Origin of the sequence: Streptomyces sp. UNOB3_S3 (assembly GCF_020740895.1) — a bacterium.
Lineage (GTDB): Bacteria > Actinomycetota > Actinomycetes > Streptomycetales > Streptomycetaceae > Streptomyces.
This window is the reverse complement of record NZ_JAILXP010000016.1, coordinates 18,146-39,526: the sequence shown is the minus strand read 5'-3', so window position 1 is coordinate 39,526 and position 21,381 is coordinate 18,146. Positions and strand designations below refer to the sequence as shown.

General features: G+C 75.0%; 2 protein-coding genes. Both read right to left on the bottom strand.

Annotation, left to right across the window (positions count from 1 at the left end; translation table 11 throughout):
* On the bottom strand, window positions 1-4,323 hold a 4,323-nt coding region (locus K6I33_RS03450; RefSeq protein ID WP_374283171.1), incomplete at its 3' end, for a type I polyketide synthase.
* Window positions 4,324-4,511: 188 nt separating this feature from the next.
* Window positions 4,512-21,380, bottom strand: coding sequence for a type I polyketide synthase (locus tag K6I33_RS03445; protein ID WP_229348167.1), 16,869 nt, complete (start codon window positions 21,378-21,380; stop codon window positions 4,512-4,514).
* Window position 21,381 lies beyond the last annotated feature (1 nt).

Sequence of the window (21,381 nt, the reverse complement as noted above, 5' to 3'; positions counted from 1 at the left end):
GTAGGGGGCCCAGTCGATGTCGGCGACGGTGGTCTGCGCCGTGCCCCGGGCGACGGCCCGGCGCAGGGCGGCGAGGGCCGGGGCGGGGGCCATGGGCCGCAGTCCGTCGCGGGTCATCCGGCCGGCGAGGGCGTCGTCGGTGGCCATGCCGTCGCCCGCCCACGGGCCCCAGGCCACGGAGGTGGCGGCCAGGCCCCGGTGGCGGCGCTGTTCGGCGAGGGCGTCGAGGAAGGCGTTGGCGGCGGCGTAGTTGGCCTGGCCGGCGTTGCCGATGACGCCGGTGATCGAGGAGAACAGTACGAACATGCCCAGGTCCTGGCCCTGGGTCAGGTCGTGGAGGTGGCGGGCGGCCTCGGCCTTGGGACGCAGGACGGTCGCGAAGCGCTCGGGGGTGAGGGTGGCGAGGACGCCGTCGTCGAGGACGCCCGCGGCGTGGACGACGCCCGTGAGGGGGGCCTCGTCGGGGATGCCGGCGAGGAGGGCCGCCAGCGCGTCGCGGTCGGCGGCGTCGCAGGCGGCGAGGGTGACGCGGGTGCCCAGCGCGATGAGTTCGGCGGCCAGTTCGCGGGCGCCGGGGGCGTCCGCGCCGCGCCGGCCGGTGAGCAGCAGGTGCTCGGCACCGGCCTCGGCGAGGGTGCGGGCCACCCGGGCGCCCAGGGCGCCCGTGCCGCCGGTGATCAGGACCGTGCCGTGGCCGGGCCATACGGCGTCCGTGTCGTCGGCGCCGGCCGGGACGCGCTCCAGGCGGCGGGCGAGGACGCCGGCGGGCCGGATGGCGACCTGGTCCTCGCGGCCGTCGGCGAGCACGCCGAGCAGGGCGGCGACGGCTCGCGCGTCGGCGTCCTGTGGGAGGTCGATCAGGCCGCCCCAGGCGCCGGGGTGTTCGAGGGCGGCCACGCGGCCCAGTCCCCACAGCTGTGCCTGGGTGAGGCTCGTCGGCGCCTCGGTGGCGTCGGCGGCCACGGCGCCCCGGGTGGCGCACCACAGGGGCGCGGCGGCGTCGGCGGCCTCCAGGGCGTTCAGGAGCGCGGTGGTCGTGGTGAGGGCGAGCGGTACGGACGGGTGTTCCGGGTGGGGTCGTTCGTCGAGGGCGAGGAGGGACAGCACGCCGGCCACGGGCCCGTCGGCCAGGGCGGCGGCGAGGGCGTCCCGGTCGGCGGTGTCGTCGCCGGTCAGGGTCAGCCGGTCGGCGCGCAGGCCGCCGGGGCCGGTGAGCGCGTCGGCCCAGTGGCCCGGTTCCTCGCCGGCGTCGGCGGGGACGGCGACGAGCCAGCGGCCGGCGGGGGTGCGGTCGGTGCCGGTGGTGATCTGGGTCCAGGTGGTGCGGTAGCTCCAGCCGTCGACCGTGGCGCGGGTGGTGCGGCGGCGGCGCCAGGACGCGAGGGCGGGCAGGATGCCGCCGAGGGTGGCGGTGGCCTCGTCGCCGTCGAGCGCGAGGACGTCGGAGAGGGTGCCGGTGTCCTCGCGTTCGACCGCCGCCCAGAAGTCGGCGTCGACGGCGTCGGCCGGGGCCGGTGCCGTGTCGGTGCCGCCGGGGGCGTCGGCGGCGTTCAGCCAGTACCACTGCCGCTGGAAGGCGTAGGTGGGCAGTTCGACGCGCTCGGCGGCCACGCCGGTGAAGGAGGCGGCCCAGTCCACGCGGACGCCACGTGCCGAGGCCGTCGCGAGGCCCTCGGCGAGGGCGCGGGCCTCGGGGCGGTCGCCGCGCAGCAGGGGCACGGTCACGGCCGCGTCGGGTGCGGTCAGGCAGCCCTCGACCAGGGGGGTGAGCACCCCGCCCGGGCCCACCTCGACGAAGGCGGTCACGCCCGCGGCCTCCAGGGCCCGTACGGCGTCGGCGAAGCGGACGGTCGCGCGGACCTGGCGCACCCAGTACTCGGGGGAGGTCAGCTCGTCCGCGCCGGCGAGCGCGCCCGTGACGGTGGAGACGACGGGGACGCGCGGGGCGTGATAGGTGAGGTTCTCGGCGACGCGCCGGAAGTCGTCCAGCATGGCGTCCATGCGCGGCGAGTGGAAGGCGTGGCTGACCCGCAGCCGCTTGGTGCGGCGCCCCTCGGCCTCCCAGCGGGCGGCGACGCGGGTGACGGCCTCCTCGTCGCCGGAGACGACGACGGAGCGCGGTCCGTTGACGGCCGCGACGGACACCTGGTCGTCCAGTCCGGTCAGGGAGGCGCGGATCTCGTCCTCGGTGGCCTCGACGGCCACCATCGCCCCGCCCTCGGGCAGGGCCTCCATCAGGCGTGCGCGGGCGGCGACGAGCCGGGCGGCGTCGGTGAGGGAGAGGACGCCCGCCACGTGGGCGGCGGACAGCTCGCCGATGGAGTGGCCGCCGACGAACTGCGGGGTCACGCCCCAGGATTCGACGAGCCGGTACAGCGCGACTTCGACGGCGAACAGCGCGGTCTGGGTCCAGCCGGTCCGGTCCAGCAGCGCGGCCTCGGCCGTGCCCTCCCCGGCGAGGACGACCTCGCGCAGCGGGCGGTCCAGCAGCGGGTCGAGCGCGGCGCACACGGCGTCGAAGGCCTCGGCGAACACCGGGTGGGTGCGGTGGAGTTCACGGCCCATGCCGGCGCGCTGCGAGCCCTGCCCGGCGAAGAGGAACGCCGTGGGGGCCTTGGCGGCGGTGCCGGTGACGAGGCCGTTCGCGGTGCGCCCGGCGGCCAGGGCGTCCAGCCCGGCCAGGGCCTCCTCGCGGCCGCCGGCCACGACGAACGCCCGGTGCTCCATCAGGGGCCGGCCGGCCGCGAGGGAGAAGGCGACGTCGGCGGGGGCGAGCCCGGGGTGGGCGCGCAGGTGCCGGGCGAGGCGGACGGCCTGGGCGCGCAGGGCATCCTCGGAGCGGGCCGACAGGGCCCAGGGCAGCGCGGCGGGCCGTACGGCGGGGGCGGGGAGATCCTGCGGCTGCTCGTCGGGCTCCGGCTCCGGGGCCGCTTCGATGATGACGTGGGCGTTGGTGCCGCTGACGCCGAACGAGGAGACGGCGGCCCGGCGCGGCCGGCCGGTCTCCGGCCAGGCCTCCTGGCCGGTCAGCAGCCGGGCGTTGCCGGACGTCCAGTCGACGTGCGGGGTGGGCTCGTCGAGGTGGAGGGTCTTCGGCAGGAGGCCGTGGCGCATCGCCAGGACCATCTTCATCACGCCGGCCACACCGGCGGCGGCCTGCGTGTGCCCGATGTTGGACTTGAGCGAGCCGAGGAGCACGGGCCGGTCGGCGGGGCGCTGCTGGCCGTAGGTGGCGAGCAGGGCGTGGGCCTCGATGGGGTCGCCCAGGGTCGTGCCCGTGCCGTGGGCCTCCACCACGTCGATCTCGGGGGCGGTGAGCTCGGCGTTGGCGAGGGCCTGGCGGATGACGCGCTGCTGGGAGGGCCCGTTGGGGGCCGTCAGCCCGTTGGACGCGCCGTCCTGGTTGACGGCGGAGCCGCGGATGACGGCCAGCACGGGGTGGCCGTTGCGCCGCGCGTCGGAGAGGCGCTCGACGAGCAGCAGGCCGGCGCCCTCGCTCCAGCCGGTGCCGTCGGCGTCGGCGGAGAAGGGCTTGCACCGGCCGTCGGGGGCGAGGCCGCGCTGCCGGGAGAACTCGACGAACATCTGCGGGGTCGACATCACGGTCGCGCCGCCCACGAGGGCCATCGCGCACTCGCCCTGGCGCAGCGAGTGCACCGCGAGGTGCAGGGCGACCAGGGAGGAGGAGCAGGCGGTGTCGACGGTGAGGGCGGGGCCTTCGAGGCCGAGGACGTAGGAGATGCGGCCGGAGGCGACGCTGATGGCGTTGCCGGTCAGCAGGTGGCCGCCGACCTCGTCGGTGCGGTGGACGGCGCCGAGGGAGACGGCGCCGGGGTCGTAGCCGCCGGGTCCGGTGCCGACGAAGACTCCGGTGCGGGTGCCGGCGAGGGACGCCGGGTCGATGCCGGCCCGTTCGACGACCTCCCACGCGGTCTCCAGGAGGAGCCGCTGCTGCGGGTCCATGGCCAGCGCCTCGCGGGGCGATATGCCGAAGAAGGCGGGGTCGAACTCGCCCGCGTCGTGGAGGAAGCCGCCTTCGCGGGCGTAGCTGGTGCCCTGGTGGGAGGGGTCGGGGTCGTAGAGTCCGTCGAGGTCCCAGCCGCGGTTGGCGGGGAAGGCGGTGACGGCGTCGACGCCGCCCTCGACCAGCTCCCACAGCTCCTCGGGGGTGCGGACGCCGCCGGGGTAGCGGCAGCCCATGGCGACGATCGCGATGGGTTCGCGCTGCCGCCGCCGGGTCTCGCCGAGCTCCTCGCGGGTCTCGTGAAGGTCGGCGATGGCACGCTTGAGGTACTCGCGGAGCTTGCCCTCATTCGACATCAGGATGTCAACCCCTCGCTGATCTGCCGGTCTTGGGGAGCGGACTGCCGACTGCCGACACTCACGTCTGACCCGTTTCAAGGCCATCCTGATCGAGGTCGACTGCGGGTTTCCCTAGATGCGGGCGCGAGGGGACGTTCCTACAGACGCCACGGCGGGCGGCCGCGCGGGCCGCCCGCCGTGGTCGTGCGTCAGGCTCCGGTGATCGCCCCCAGCCATTCCTCCATGATCGTGGCCGTGGCGGCGGAGTCCTCACGGACCATGGAGAGGTGGTCGGCGTCGACCATCCGGACGTGCGCCGACGGGATCAGCGGCTCCTGCGGCCCGCCGGCCGCGCCGCCGGTGCCGAGCGCCTCCGACTCCGTGCCCAGCAGTTGCCGGTCGCACTGGATCATCAGGACCGGCGCGGTGGTCGGCCGCACCTCCAGCCGGTTCAGCAGGACCATCCAGCGGCCCATCGCCGAGAGGCGGGAGTTCGTCATCCGCACCGGGGAGGCGTCGCGGCCCGCGAAGTTGAGCCGCATCATGCCCGCGTAGTCGACGCCCTCGTCGCTGTTGTGCTGGATGCTGAGGGTGTCCAGCAGGACCACGGCCTCCGGCCGGATGCCCCAGGTGCTCTCCAGCAGCCCGGCGGCCGCGTAGGCGAACGAGCCTCCGGAGGAGTGGCCGACCAGGACGAACGGGGCTCCGTCGCTGGCCCGGAGCGCGCTCTCCGCGATCACCCGGGTGGCGCTCTCGGGCGTCGCGGGCAGCCGCTCACCGGTGGCGAAGCCGATCAGCGGCAGCGCCGACACGTCCCGCCGGCCCCGGAAGTGCGCGGCGAGCCGGGCGTACTGGTGGACGCCGCCGTTGGCGGTGGGCGCGCTCACACAGATCAGCTTCGGCCCCTCCGGGCCCTCGGCGAGGGTCGCCGGCAGCGGCAGGTCCTCCAGCTCGGCCGTCGCCTCGAACGTCGGGCGCAGCGCCGCAACCGTCGCCAGCATCTTCTGGGCCTCGGGCATCTTGCCGTTGGTCATCGCGTCGAGGAACAGCCGCTCCAGCGAGTCGATCTCCGGCTCACCGGACGGGATCCGCAGCCCCTCCCCCTCCGGGGTGCCGTCCGGGCCGGGCTGCGAGGCGAGCTCGCTGCGCAGCCAGGCGGCCAGGTCGGCGGGCGTCTTGCTGTCGAAGACGAGCGTCGCGGGCAGCCGCAGCCCGGTGGCGGAGCCGAGCCGGTTGCGGAGCTCCACCGAGGTCAGGGAGTCGAAGCCCAGCTCGTAGAAGTCGCGCCGCTCGCCGATCTCCTCGACGGAGGCGTGGCCGAGAACGGCCGCCGCCTCGGTGCGGACGAGGTCGACGACGTGCCGTACGCGGTCGGCCTCCGCCATCTCCAGCAGCCGCCGGGTGAACGAGGCGGGGGTACCGGAGCCGCCCGCGGCGGTCGCGGCGGCGCGCCGGCCGCCCTTGACCAGGCCGCGGAAGAGCGGCGGGACGTCGCCCACGGGCCGCATGGTCCCGGCGGCCAGGCCCAGCGGCACCACCATCGGCTCGTCGGAGCCGAGGGAGGAGACGAACAGGTGGAGGCCCTGCTCGACGGTCAGCGGCGGCATGCCGCCGCTCTGCATGCGCTGGACGTCGGCCTCGCTGAGCTTGCTGGTCATACCGGCGTCCTGGGCCCACGGCCCCCACGCCAGCGACATCCCGGCGAGGCCCAGGTCCCGGCGGTGCCGGGCGAGGAGGTCCAGGAAGACGTTGGCGGCGGCGTAGTTGCCCTGGCCGGGGCTGCCCATGGTGCCCGCGACGGACGAGAAGGTGATGAAGGCGGCGAGGTCGCTGCCCAGCTCCCGGGTGACCTCGTGGAGGTTCCACGCGGCGTCGACCTTCGGGCGCAGGACGCCGGAGAGCCGGTCCGGGGTCAGGGAGGTGATCACACCGTCGTCGAGGACACCGGCCGTGTGGATCACGGCGGTCAGCGGACGATCTGCGGGGATCGATTCGATCAGTTCGCGGGTCGCGGCGCGGTCCGCCGTGTCACAGGCCGCGACGGTGGGCTCCGCGCCCAGCGCCCGCAGCTCCTCGGCCAGTTCCGCCGCGCCGGGCGCGGCGGGGCCGCGCCGGCTGGTCAGCAGCAGGTGCCGGACGCCCGAGGCGGCGAGCCGCCGGGCGAGATGCCCGCCCAGGGCACCCGTGCCACCGGTGATGAGCACGGTCCCACCGGCCGGCCAGGGCACCTCGCCGGCGGCCGGGGCGGTGTCCACGGCGCTGGGGAGCTGGGCCAGGCGGCCCACCCGCACCTCGCCGCCGCGCACCACGAACTGGGCGTCCCCGCTGGCCAGCAGGCCCGGCAGGACCGGGAGCAGCGCGGCCGGGTCGGCGTCGGCGTCGAGGTCCACCAGCACGAACCGGTCGGGGTGCTCCGCGTGCGCCGAGCGCACCAGGCCCCAGACCGTACCGGCGGCCAGGTCCGCGACCCCGTCGCCCGCCCCGGCGGAGACGGCGCCCCGGGTGACGAGGACGAGCCGGGAGGCGGCGTACCGGTCGTCGGCCAGCCACTGCTGGAGGAGCCGAAGGACACGGCCGGTCAGCGCGTGCACGGCGGCGGGCACGTCAGTGGCGTCGTCGGCGGTGCCGGAGAGGTGGACGAGGACCAGGTCCTCGTCGCCCCCGAGGCCCGCCGGGGACACGGTCCCGTCGGCGCCCATGTCGAGCGTCACCGACCGTACGTTCCGGTCGGCGCGCACCTCGGGCGCCGGGATCCAGTCCACGCGGAACAGCGGATCGCGCCCTCGGGCAGCGGAAATCTCCGCCGAAGGAGCACTCAGCGTCAGGGATTCCGCGGAGAGAACGGGCGCGCCGTCGGCGTCGACCGCCGTGAGGGACACGGTGTCCTCGCCGGTACGGGCGATCCGGGCACGCAGCACGGAGGCGCCGGCGGCGTGCAGGGAGACCCCGCCCCAGGCGGCGGCCTGCGGGATCACGTCGTCGTCCTCGCCGCCCGCGAACCCGGCGGCGTGGGTGACCGCGTCGAGCAGCGCCGGGTGCAGCCCGAAGTACCGGGCGTCGTCGGCGGAGTCGCCGGGCAGCCCGGCCTCGGCGAACACCTCGTCGCCACGGACCCAGACCGCCCGCAGGCCCTGGAAGACCGGGCCGTAGTGCGTGGTGTCGTAGAAGCCGTCCAGGTCGACGGCCGTGGCGCCGGTGGGCGGCCAGGTGGAGGCGTCGAAGTCCGCGACGCGCTCACCGGAGGCGAGGACGCCGGTGGCGTGCTCGGTCCACGGCTGGTCGAGGGCGTCCTCGGGCCGGGAGTGGACCCGGACCGGGCGGGCCCCCGAGGTGTCCGGCGCGCCGATCCACACCTGGAGGGCCAGGGCGGACCCATCGGTGAGCGCGAGGGGCGTGGTCACGGTCAGCGTCTCGACCCGGTCGCAGCCGACCTGGTCGCCCGCACGCACCGCGAGCTCCACGAACCCGGCGGTGGGCAGGACGGCCGCCCCGCCCACCGTGTGGTCGGTGAGCCAGCCGTGCACCAGCAGCGAGAGGCGGCTGGTGAACAGCACCCCGCCGGCCTCCGCGAGCGACACCGCCGCGCCGAGGAGGGGGTGGTCGGCCGGGACCAGACCCGCCGAGGTCACATCACCGCTGAGCGCGGCGGGCCGGGGCCAGAAGCGCTCGTGCTGGAAGGCGTACGTGGGCAGGTCCACGCGCCGGGCGGACGTACCGGCGTACCAGGCCGACCAGTCCACCTCGACACCGCCGACGTGCAGCTGGGCGAGGGCGGTGAGGAGGGCGGTCTCCTCGGGGCGGTCCTTGCGGAGGGCCGGGACGGAGAGCAGATCCCGGTCGGCGTCGACGCTGTGCTGGGCGAGGGCGGTGAGGACACCGTCGGGGCCCAGCTCCAGGAACGCGGTGGCGCCTTCGGCCGCGAGGGAGCGGACACCGTCGGCGAAACGAACGGCCTCACGGACGTGCCGGACCCAGTAGGCCGGGGTGGCGACGAGCTCGGCCGCAGCGACCTCACCCGTCACATTGGAGATGAGAGGAATGGTCGGGGCCTGGAAGGACAGCCCCTCGATGGCCCGGTGGAAGTCCTCCAGCATCGGGTCCATCAACGGCGAGTGGAACGCATGGCTGACCGACAGCCGCTGGGTCTTGCGGCCCTCGGCCGCCAGGCCCTCGGCGATCCGCAGAACGGCCGCCTCCTCACCGGCGATGACGACGGCGTCGGGACCGTTGACAGCGGCGATCGAGACACCGGCGATCAGGCGAGGCGTCACCTCGTCCTCGGACGCCTGCATCGCCACCATCGCACCACCGGAAGGCAGCGCACTCATCAACCGCGCACGCGCCGCGACGAGGGAACACGCATCCTCAAGAGAGAACACACCCGCCACATGCGCCGCCGCGATCTCACCGATCGAATGACCCGCCACAAAGTCCGGACGCACTCCCCACGACTCGATCAGCCTGAACAACGCCACTTCGAGAGCGAAAAGCGCAGGCTGAGTGAAGCCGGTCTCGTTCAACGCGTCCGCGTCGTCGCCGAACATCACCTCCCGCAGCGGACGCTCCAGTTCCGCGTCCAGCAGCGCGGCCACCGCGTCGAAGGCCTCGGCGAAGGCGGGGAACCGCTCGTACAGCTCCCGGCCCATGCCCGCGCGCTGCGAGCCCTGGCCCGAGAACAGCATCGCGAGCGACCGGTCGACAGCGACTCCACGAGCCACCTCGTCCCCTGCCAGCAGCACCGCGCGGTGGCCGAAGGCCGACCGCCCCGCCGCCAGCGAGAAGCCCACGTCAACAGGCTCACCCGTCACGGATGCCAGACGCTCCACCTGCTCCGTCAGCGCGCTCTCGGACTTCGCCGACACCACCCACGGCACCGACCCGCCCGACGAAACACCGGCCTCGGCAGCCGACTCAGGCGCCTGCTCCACGATCACATGCGCGTTCGTGCCGCTGATGCCGAACGACGACACACCCGCACGCCACGGACGGTCCACCTCCGGCCACGCCCGCGACTCCGTCAGCAGCTCCACCGCACCCGCCGACCAGTCCACGTGCGACGACGGCTCGTCGAGGTGGAGCGTCTTCGGCAGGACGCCGTTCCGCAGTGCCAGCACGGTCTTGATGACGCCCGCGACGCCGGCCGCCGCCTGCGCGTGGCCGATGTTGGACTTGAGCGAGCCGAGCAGCAGCGGCCGGTCGGCCGGGCGCTCCTGGCCGTAGGTGGCCAGCAGCGCCTGGGCCTCGATGGGGTCGCCGAGCGGGGTGCCCGTGCCGTGGCCCTCGACGGCGTCGACGTCCGAGGCCTTCAGGCCGGCGGCGGCCAGCGCCTGGCGGATGACGCGCTGCTGGGAGGGGCCGTTGGGGGCGGTGATGCCGTTGGAGGCGCCGTCCTGGTTCACCGCCGAACCGCGGACGACCGCGAGCACGGGGTGGCCGTTGCGGCGGGCGTCGCTCAGCCGCTCAAGGACGAGCATGCCGACGCCCTCGGACCAGGCGGTGCCGTCGGCGGCGTCCGAGTAGGCCTTGCAGCGGCCGTCGGGGGCCAGGCCGCCCTGGACGGTGAAGCCGGCGAAGCTCGCCGGGGTCGTCATCACGGTGACGCCGCCGGCCAGGGCCAGCGAGCACTCGTCGTCGCGCAGGGCCTGCGCGGCCCAGTGGAGGGCCACCAGGGAGGACGAGCACGCGGTGTCGAGCGTGGCGGCGGGGCCCTCCAGGCCGAAGGTGTAGGAGATCCGGCCGGAGATGACGCTGCTGGCGAGGCCGGTGCCGGTGTGGCCGGCGACGTCCTCGCGGGAGTTCAGCACCAGCTGGGCGTAGTCCAGGCCGTTGGTGCCGACGTAGACGCCGGTGCGGCTGCCGTGGAGGCTCTCGGGGGCGATTCCGGCGCGTTCGAACGCCTCCCAGGACGTCTCCAGCAGCAGCCGCTGCTGCGGGTCCATCGCCAGGGCCTCGCGCGGGGAGATCCCGAAGAAACCGGCGTCGAAGCCGGCGACGCCGTCGAGGAAGCCGCCTTCCAGCGTGGCGCTGCGGCCCCGGCCGCCGGGGCCGCCGGTGCGCAGGGTCTCCAGGTCCCAGCCGCGGTCGGCGGGGAAGGGGCTGATGCCGTCGCGTCCTTCGGAGACGAGTCGCCAGAGGTCTTCCGGCGAGGTCACGCCGCCGGGCAGGCGGCAGGCCATGCCGACGATCACCACGGGGTCGTCGGCGAGGGAGAACGCCTCCGGCAGGCCGCCTCCGGTGGCGGTCCCGGGCTCGTCCTCTCCCCCGGTTCCGTCCGACAGCTCGGACAGCTCGGCGAGGAGGTGTTCGGCGAGCGCCGTGGCCGTGGGGTAGTCGAAGACGGTGGTGGCCGACAGGTGGAGGCCCGTGGCCAGGTTGAGCCGGTTGGGCAGTTCGATCGCGGTCAGCGAGTCGAAGCCGAGGTCGCGGAACTTCCGGTCGGGTTCGACGGCCGCCGCGTCGGCGTGGCCGAGGACGGCCGCCACGTGCGTGCGGACCATGGCGACCAGCGCCTCGGTCCGCTCGTGCGCGGGCAGTCGCCGCAGCCGCTGCCGCAGGGCGGAGCCGGCCGAGTCGCCCTCCTCGCGGGAAGCGGCGTTCTCGGCACGGGCGGTGCGGATGCCCGGCAGGTCCTTGAACAGGGAGGTGTCCCGTACGCCGAGGAGGGTGTCGAGGACGCGCGGCTGCTGGAGGTCGAGGAGGACGAGGCCGGGCTCGGGCCGGGTGACGGCCTGCCGTACGGCGGCGATCGCCAGGTCCGGGTGGACGGCGGGGTAGGGCTGCTGGGGGTTCCCGATCGGCTGTCCGTCGTCCGACGGTTCGTCACCGGTCCAGGCGCCCCAGGACACGGAGGTCGCGGCGAGCCCCTCGGCGCGGCGCCGGGCGGCCAGGGCGTCGAGGACCGCGTTGGCGGCGGCCAGGGTGGCCCGGCCCGCGCTGCCGACGGTGCCCGCGACGGACGAGAAGAGGACGAAGGCCGCGAGGTCGTGGTCGCGCGTCAGCTCGTCCAGGTTGAGGGCGGCGGTGACCTTCGCGTGGTGGACGGCGGCGAACCGCTCGGGGGTGAGGTCGGCCAGCACACCGTCGTCGACGACACCGGCCGCGTGCACCACGGCGGTCAGCGGCGCGTCCTCGGGAACGGCGGCGAGCACGGCCGCGAGCGCGTCGCGGTCGGCCGCGTCGCAGGCGGCGACGGTGACCTTCGCCCCCAGTTCGCGCAGTTCCGCCGCGAGTTCGGCGGCGCCGGGCGCCTCCTCGCCCCGGCGGCCGACGAGCACGAGGTGGTGCGCGCCCGCCTCGGCGAGCCGGCGGGCGACCCGCCCGCCGCGGCCGCCCGTACCGCCGGTGATCAGTACGGTGCCCTTGGGCTCCCAGCCGTCGTCCGGCGCGCCCGCGGGGGCCTGCGCCAGCCGGCGGCCGTAGACGGCGGAGGAGCGCACCGCGACCTGGTCCTCGCCGTCGGACCCGGCCAGGACGCCCGCGACGCGGTGGGCGGTCCGGGTGTCGAGGTCCTCCGGCAGGTCGACGAGGCCGCCCCACTCCGCCGGGTACTCCAGGGCCGCCACCCGGCCCAGACCCCACACGCCCGCCTGTTCGGGGGCAGTGAGCCTGTCCGAGCGGCCGATGGAGACCGCGCCGCGCGTCACGCACCACAGTGGTGCGGTGACGTCCGCGTCGCGCAGGGCCTGGAGCAGGACGACGGTCGGGGCGACCGGGCCGTCCGTGAACGGCGCGAGCAGGGAGATCACGCCGGCGAAGGCCGTGCCGTCGGTGGCCTGTTCGCGCAGCAGCTCCGCCAGGGCCTCCCGGTCCGGGGCGTCGGCCCCGGGGGCGAGGTCGACGTCGAGGCGGATCGTGTCGGTGCCGACGGCCTCGGTCACGGCCGTCGTCCACGCGTCGTCGGCGGGGGCGAGGGCCGTGCGGGCCGGGGCGACGACGAGCCAGGTGCCCGCCGTGCGGCGGCCGGGCGCGTTGCCGGACAGCGGCTTCCACACCTCGCGGAAGCGCAGGGCGTCCAGCATGGCCTGGCCGCGCCGGTGGCGGCGCCAGGTGGACAGGGCGGGCAGGACGGCGCCGAGGGCCTCGGCGCTGATGTCGAGGTCGGCGGCGAGGCCGTCGACGTCGGGGTCCTCGCCCTCGACGACGGCCCAGAACCGCTGGTCGACCGGGTCACCGGCGGTGGCCGCCGGGGCGGCCGCCGCGGGCCGGGGCCAGAAGCGCCGGCCCTGGAAGGCGTACGTGGGCAGCTCGACCCGCCGCGCGCCCGTGCCGTCGAACAGCGCGGACCACGTGACGTCGACGCCCGCCGCGTACAGCTCGGCGAGCGCGGTGACCAGCGTGGTCTCCTCGGGGCGGCCCTTGCGCAGGGCGGGCACCACCACGGGGGCCGTGGCCCCGGTCCGTTCCGGCAGGGCGCGGTGGGCCAGGGCGGCGAGGATGCCGTCGGGGCCGAGGTCCAGGAAGGCGGTCGCGCCTTCGTCGGCGAGGGTACGGAGGCCGTCGGCGAAGCGTACGGCCTCCCGGACGTGGCTCACCCAGTAGTCCGCCGAGCGCAGCAGGCCCGGCGCGGCCACGCCGCCCGTGACGTTGGAGATCAGCGGAATGCGGGGATCACTGAACGTCAGGTCCTCGATGGCCCGGTGGAAGTCGTCCAGCATCGGGTCCATCAGCGGCGAGTGGAAGCCGTGGCTGACCGCCAGCCGCTGGGTCTTGCGGCCCTCTGCGGCCAGGCCCTCGGCGATCCGCAGGACCGCCGCTTCCTCACCGGCGATGACGACGGAGTCGGGGCCGTTGACGGCGGCGATGGACACGCCCGCGGTCAGCAGGGCCTCGGCCTCGTCCTCGGATGCCTGGACGGCGACCATCGCGCCGCCGGCGGGCAGTTCGCTCATCAACCGGGCGCGGGCCCCGACGAGCTTGCACGCGTCCTCCAGCGAGAACACTCCCGCGACATGCGCCGCCGCGATCTCACCGATGGAGTGGCCGGTCACGAAGTCCGGCCGCACTCCCCAGGACTCCACCAGCCGGAACAGCGCCACTTCGAGGGCGAAGAGCGCGGGCTGAGTGAAACCGGTCCCGCCCAGAACGGCCGCGTCGCCCTCGAACATCACCTCGCGCAGCGGGCGTTCCAGCTCCAGGTCCAGCAGCGCCGTCACCGCGTCCAGCGCCTCCGCGAAGACCGGGAACCGGGCGTACAGCTCCCGGCCCATCCCGACCCGCTGCGATCCCTGGCCGGAGAACACCACGGCCAGCGACCCGCCCGGGGCGGCGGTGCCGCGCGCCACCTCGGCCGTCCGGCCGTCGGCGCCCGTCAGCAGCACCGCGCGGTGGTCGAAGACCGACCGGCCGGCCGCCAGCGTGAAGCCGACCTCGGCGGGCGTCAGCTCCGGCCGCCCGGCCACCCAGGCGTGCAGCCGCTCCAGCTGGGCGTCCAGCGCGTCGGCCGACTTGGCCGAGACGGGCCACGCGACGGCCGTCATCGCGACGGGCGGGGCCTGCGCGCCTTCGGTCTTCGCTTCCGGCTCCGGGGCCTGCTCCAGGATCGTGTGCGCGTTGGTGCCGCTGATGCCGAACGCCGACACGGCCGCCCGGCGGGGCCTGCCCGTCTCGGGCCAGGCCAGCTCCTCCGTGAGCAGCCGGACGTCACCGGCCGTCCAGTCGACGTGCGAGGACGGCGCGTCGATGTGCAGGGACTTCGGGAGGACCCCGTGGCGCATCGCCATGACCATCTTGATGACGCCCGCGACACCGGCGGCCGACTGGGTGTGGCCGATGTTGGACTTCACCGAGCCCAGCAGCAGCGGCCGGTCCTCGGCGCGGCCCTGACCATAGGTGGCCAGCACGGCCTGGGCCTCGATCGGGTCGCCCAGCGTCGTGCCCGTGCCGTGCGCCTCCACCGCGTCGACGTCGGCCGTCGACAGGCCGGCGCTCGCGAGGGCCTGGCGGATGACGCGCTGCTGGGACGGGCCGTTGGGGGCGGTCAGGCCGTTGGAGGCGCCGTCCTGGTTGATGGCCGAGCCACGCAGGACGGCCAGCACCTCGTGACCGTTGCGGCGGGCGTCGGACAGCCGCTCCACGACGAGCATGCCCACGCCCTCGGACCAGCCCGTGCCGTCGGCCGTGTCCGAGAAGGCCTTGCAGCGGCCGTCCTCGGCGAGGCCGCCCTGGCGGGTGAAGCCGGGGAAGCCGACGGAGGTGGACATGATGGTGACGCCGCCGGCCAGCGCCAGCGAGCATTCGCCCGAGCGCAGGGCCTGCGCCGCCCAGTGGAGGGCCACCAGGGAGGACGAGCACGCGGTGTCGAGGGTGACGGCCGGGCCCTCCAGGCCGAAGGTGTACGAGACGCGTCCGGAGACGACGCTCGCGGCGAGGCCGGTGCTGGTGTGGCCCTCGACGTCCTCGTCGGAGTTCATCACCAGCATCGTGTAGTCCTGGCCGCCGGTGCCGACGAAGACGCCGGTGCGGCTGCCGCGCAGCGAGGCCGGGGCGATCCCGGCGCGCTCGAAGGCCTCCCACGAGGTCTGGAGCAGGAGCCGCTGCTGCGGGTCCATGGCCAGGGCCTCGCGCGGGGAGATCCCGAAGAAGTCGGCGTCGAAGTCGGCGATGCCGTGGAGGAAGCCGCCCCGCGAGGTGGCGCTGCGGCCCCGGCCGCCGTCCCGGTCGTCGCCGCCCAGCAGGGTGTCGAGGTCCCAGTCGCGGTCGGTGGGGAAGTCGGAGATGCCCTCGCGGCCCTCGGCGACGAGCCGCCACAGGTCCTCCGGCGAGTTCACGCCGCCCGGCAGCCGGCACGCCATGCCGACGATGACGATCGGGTCGTCGGCGACGGCCGTGGTGGCGGCGCTGCCGGGGTGCGCGGGAGCGTCGGCGTTGTCGAGCTCGTCCAGCAGCAGGGACAGCAGGTGCTCGCCGAGCGCGGTGGGCGTGGGGTAGTCGAAGACGAGGGTCGCGGAGAGGCGCAGGCCGGTGGCGGTGCTGAGCCGGTTGCGGAGCTCGACGGCGGTCAGCGAGTCGAAGCCCAGGTCGTGGAATTCACGCCGGTCGTCGATCGCCTTGGCGGAGGCGTGGCCGAGGACGGCCGCCGCCTCGGCCCGGACGAGGTCCACGACGAAGCGGAGGCGCTCGTCCTCGCGCAGCTCCCACAGCCGGCGGGTGAGCACGGCGGCCGTGCCCGCGCCGACGGCGGTGGTCGCGGCGGCGCGCCGGGTGCTCTTGACGAGGCCGCGCAGCACGGGCGGAACGGGCCCGGCCACCCGGACGGGGCCGGAGACCGCGCCGATCGCGACGAGGTGGGCGGCGTCGCAGATCCCGGCGGCGTCGAACAGCGCCAGGCCCTGCTCGACGGTCAGGGGCGGCACCCCGGACGAGGCGATGCGCTGCATGTCGGCCTCGGACAGCGTGCCCGTCATGCCGGTCGACTGCGTCCAGGCGCCCCACGACAGGGACTGGGCGGCGAGGCCCAGGGCCGTGCGGTGGCGGGCGAGGGTGTCGAGGAAGACGTTGCCGGCGGCGTAGTTGCCCTGGCCGGCGGCGCCGGTGACTCCGGCGATCGACGAGAAGAGGACGAAGGCGGCGAGGTCGAGGTCCTTGGTGAGCTCGTGGAGGTGCCAGGCCGCGTCCACCTTCGGGGACATGACGGAGGCGAGCCGGTCCGGGGTCAGCCAGGCGACGACGCCGTCGTCGAGGATGCCCGCCGTGTGGATCACCGCGGTCAGCGGGTGGGCGGCCGGGATCGTGGCCAGCACGGCGGCGAGCGCGGCGCGGTCGGCCACGTCGCAGGCGGCGACGGTGACCTCGGCGCCCCCGGCGGTCAGTTCCGCGCGGAGCTCCGCCGCGCCCGGGGCCTCCGGGCCGCCGCGGCTGACCAGCAGCAGGTGCTTCACACCGCGTTCGGCGACGAGGTGGCGGGCCAGTTCGCCGCCGAGGCCGCCGGTGCCGCCGGTGATGAGGACGGTTCCCTCGGGGTCCCAGGCGCGGGGCATGGTGAGGACGATCTTGCCGATGTGGCGGGCCTGGCTCATGTGGCGGAAGGCCTCGCGTGCCCGGCGGACGTCCCAGGTGGCGACGGGCAGCGGCCGCAGCGCGTCCTGGCCGAACAGCCCGAGGAGTTCGGACAGCATCTCCTGGACGCGGTCGGGGCCGGCCTCGGCGAGGTCGAAGGCCCGGTACCGCACCTCGGCACCGTCGATCCCGGTCACGGACCGGGGGTCGCGGATGTCGGTCTTGCCCATCTCCAGGAAGTGACCGCCGGGGGCCACGAGACGGAGGGAGGCGTCCACGAACTCGCCGGCCAGGGCGTTGAGGACCACGTCGACGCCGCGTCCGCCCGTGGTCGCGAGAAAGCGCTGTTCGAAGTCGGTGGTCCGGGAGGAGGCGATGTGGTCGTCGGGGACGCCCAGTTCCCGGAGGGTGTCCCACTTGGCCTCACTGGCGGTGGCGAACACCTCGGCGCCCAGGTGCCGGGCCAGCTGGATCGCGGCCATGCCGACGCCGCCGGCGCCCGCGTGGACCAGGATCGACTGCCCGGCCCGCAGCCCGGCCAGGTCCTTCAGCGCGTAGAGGGCGGTGAGGAACACCAGCGGCACCGACGCCGCCTCCGCCGCCGTCCACTCCCCCGGCACCTCGGCCAGGAACCGCTCGTCGACGACGGCCAGGGTGCCGAAGCCGCCGGGCACCATGCCCATGACCCGGTCGCCGGCCCGCAGCCCGGTCACCCCGGGCCCGGTCTCGACGACGACACCGGCGGCCTCGGCGCCCAGCAGCCCCGCCTCACCCGGGTACATGCCCAGGGCGTTCAGCACGTCGCGGAAGTTCACACCGGCGGCCTGGACCTCGACCCGGACCTGTCCGGGCGCGAGGGGCGCCAGCGTCTCGGGACACGGAGCGAGCAGCAGCCCGTCCAGGCTGCCCTTGGCAGCCGTGTCGAGCCGCCACGGCACCCCGGCGGGCGGCAGAAGGCCCGCGCCGGCGCCCAGGTGGCCGAGCCGTCCCACGCGGACGAGACCGTCGCGTACGACGAACTGGGCGTCGTCCGTGGCCAGCAGGGCCGGGAGGGCGGGCAGCAGCGGCGTGAGGCCGGCGGCCTCGTCGAGGTCGAGGAGGACGAGCCGCCCGGGGTGCTCCGACTGCGCCGAGCGCACCAGGCCCCACACGGCGCTCGCGGCCAGGTCCCGGACGGCCTCGCCCTCGTCCGCCGACACGGCGTTACGGGTGACGAGGACGAGACGGGAGCGGTCGGAGTGGCGCTGGGTGAGCCAGTCCTGGAGCAGGTGGAGGACACGGGTCGTCAGCTCGTGCGCGGCGGCGGGGACGTCGTCCCCGCCGCCGGCGGCCAGGCCGGAGAGGGGCACGAGGACCAGGTCCTCGTCGCCGGCGAGATCGGCCAGGGTGGCGACGGTCGCGCCCACGCCCAGCTCGTCGGTGCCCAGCGACACGGCCTTGACGCCCGTGGCCGCGTCCACGTCGGGGGCGGGAATCCAGTCGAGCGACAGGAGCGCGTCGTGCTCGGCGCTGCGCGCGGCGGCGGCAGGGGACACGGCGGCGGACCGGGCGCGGAAGGCGAGCGCCTCCACCGACAGCACCGGGGCGCCCTCGACGTCGACGGCCGCGATGGACACCGACTCGTCACCGGTCCGCGCCAGCCGGGCCCGCACCACGGACGCCCCGCCGGCGTGCAGCGACACGCCGCGCCAGCCGAACGGCATCAGCAGATGGTTCTCGTCCCCCACACCGGCGAAGCCGTGGGCGTGCAGCACCGCGTCCAGGAGGGCCGGGTGAAGACCGAAGGCACCAGCGTCCCCGGCGGCGTCGGCGGGCAGCGCCGCCTCGACGAACACCTCGCCCTCGCGCAGCCACACCGACCGCATGCCCTGGAAGACGGGCCCGTACTCGGTCCGCCCGTAGAACTCCTCGAGGTCGACGACCACCGCGTTCTGCGGCGGCCAGACCGTCGCGTCGAACGCGGCGACACGCTCGCCCGTCGTCAGCGTGCCCGTGGCGTGCTCGGTCCACGGCCGCCCGGGGGCGTCGTCGTCGGAGCGGGAGTGGACGGTCACGGTACGGGCGCCCGTCCCGTCCGGCGCGCCGACCAGCACCTGGATCAGGGCCGCGCCCTCCTCGGGCAGCACCAGCGGGGCGAGGAGCGTGAACTCCTCCACCCGGTCGCACCCCACCTGGTCCCCGGCGCGCAGGGCCAGCTCCAGGAATCCGGTGCCGGGGAACAACGAGGCGTCACTCAGCACGTGATCGGCCAGCCACGGGTGGGTGCGCAGCGACAGCTTGCCGGTGAACAGCACCTCGTCGGAGTCCGCGAGGGCGAGCGTGGCACCGAGCAGCGGGTGCTCGGCGGACATCAGCCCGGCACCGCTGACATCACCGGTGAGCGCGGCGGGGCGGGGCCAGAAGCGCTCGTGCTGGAAGGCGTACGTGGGCAGGTCCACGGGGCGGGCGGACATACCGGCGTACCAGGCGGTCCAGTCCACCTCGACGCCGGACACGTGGAGCTGGGCGAGGGCGGTCAGGAGCGCGGTCTCTTCGGGGCGGTCCTTGCGCAGGGCCGGGACGGAGACGATCGCGTCGGTGACGTCGAGGCTGTGCTGGGCGAGGGCGGTGAGAACGCCGTCGGGGCCCAGCTCCAGGAACGCGGTGGCGCCTGCCTCGGCCAGCGCCCGGATGCCGTCGGCGAATCGGACGGCCTCACGGACGTGGCGGACCCAGTAGGCCGGGGTGGCGACGAGCTCGGCCGTAGCGACCTCACCCGTCACATTGGAGATCAGGGGAATGGTGGGGGCGAGGAAGGTCAGGTCCTCGATGGCCCGGCGGAAATCGTCCAGCATCGGGTCCATCAACGGCGAGTGGAACGCATGGCTGACCGACAGCCGCTGGGTCTTACGACCCTCGGCGGCGAAACTCTCGGCGACAGCCAGGGCCGCGTCCTCGTCACCGGCGATGACGACGGCCGTCGGACCGTTGACGGCCGCGATGGACACGCCGTGGACCAGCCGCCCCACGACCTCGTCCTCGGACGCCTGCACCGCGACCATCGCACCACCAGTAGGCAGCGCGTTCATCAACCGCGCACGGGCAGCGACGAGGGAACACGCGTCCTCAAGGGAGAACACACCCGCGATGTGCGCGGCAGCGATCTCACCGATCGAATGACCCGCCACGAAGTCCGGACGCACTCCCCACGACTCCACCAGCCGGTAGAGGGCCACTTCGAGAGCGAAAAGCGCGGGCTGAGTGAAACCAGTCCCGTTCAGCGCATCCGCATCCTCGCCGAACATCACCTCCCGCAACCCGTCGAAGCGACCCACCACCTCGTCCAGAGCCCCCGCGAACACCGGGAACCGGGCGTACAACTCCCGCCCCATCCCCAGCCGCTGCGAACCCTGACCCGAGAACAGGAACGCCGGCTTGCTCTCGACGTCCCCGGTGACACCGCGCGCGATCTCATGGGTCTCGTCGCCGCCCGCCAGGAGCACGGCGCGGTGGGCGAGGTGGGAACGGCCGGTGGCCAGCGAGTAGCCGATGTCCGCCGGCGAGTCCGTGCCCACCAGGGCCGTGATCCGCTCCAGTTGCGCCGCGAGGGCGGCCTCGGTCTTCCCGGACACCGGCCAGGGCACCACGCTCGGCGACGGTGACGTCGACGGCGCCTCGGCGGCCGGCGCCGGCTCTTCGGCGGGCTCGTCCGCCGGTGCCTGCTCGATGATGACGTGCGCGTTCGTGCCGCTGATGCCGAACGACGACACACCCGCGCGCCAGGGCCGGTCCACCTCCGGCCAGGCCCGTTCCTCCGTCAGCAGTTCCACCGCGCCCGCCGACCAGTCCACATGCGAGGACGGCTGGTCGACGTGCAGTGTCTTCGGCAGGACGCCGTTCCGCATCGACATGACCATCTTGATGATGCCCGCGACACCGGCGGCGGCCTGGGTGTGACCGATGTTGGACTTCACCGACCCCAGCCACAGCGGACGCTCCGCGTCCCGCTCACGCCCGTACGTGGCCAGCAGCGCCTGCGCCTCGATCGGGTCGCCCAGAGTGGTGCCCGTGCCGTGCGCCTCCACGGCGTCGATGTCGGCCGTCGACAGGCCCGCGCTCGCCAGCGCCTGGCGGATCACCCGCTGCTGCGACGGGCCGTTCGGCGCCGTCAGGCCGCTCGACGCGCCGTCCTGGTTGACCGCGGACCCGCGTATCACGCCCAGGATCCGGTGCCCGTTGCGGCGGGCGTCCGACAGCCGCTCCAGGACCAGCACGCCGGCGCCCTCCGACCAGCCGGTGCCGTCGGCAGCGTCCGCGAAGGCCTTGCAGCGGCCGTCCGCCGCCAGGCCGCCCTGACGGCTGAAGCCCGAGAAGCCCATCGGCGTCGACAGGACGGTCACACCGCCGGCGAGCGCCAGCGAGCACTCCTCGTTGCGCAGCGCGTGGGTGGCGAGGTGGAGGGCGACGAGCGACGACGAGCACGCCGTGTCGACCGTCACCGCCGGGCCCTCCAGCCCGAACGTGTACGAGACGCGCCCGGAGAGGACGCTGCCGGCGAGGCTGGTGCCGCCGTGGCCCTCGACGTCCTCCTGCGAGTTCATGACGACGCCCGCGTAGTCCACGCCGTTGGTGCCGACGAAGACGCCCGTCCTGCTGCCCCGGAGGGAGGACGGGGCGATGCCCGCGCGCTCGAACGCCTCCCAGGACGTCTCCAGCAGCAGTCGCTGCTGCGGGTCCATCGTCACGGCCTCGCGCGGCGATATTCCGAAGAAGTCGGCGTCGAAGCCGGCCGCGTCGACGAAGCCGCCCTCGGCGGTGACGCTGATGCCGTCACCCGCGTCGCCGCCGCCACTGCCGCCGCCCGTCAGGGCGTCGAGGTTCCAGCCACGGTCGGTCGGGAAGGGCGTGATGCCGTCACGCCCCTCGTGCAGCATCCGCCAGAGGTCCTCCGGGGACCGCACCCCGCCCGGCAGCCGGCAGGACATGCCCACGATGGCGATGGGCTCCTGCTTTCCGGCCTCGACTTCCAGCAGCCGTTGGCGGGTCTGGTGCAGATCTGCCGTGACCCACTTGAGGTAGTCAACGAGCTTGCTGTCGTTCGACATT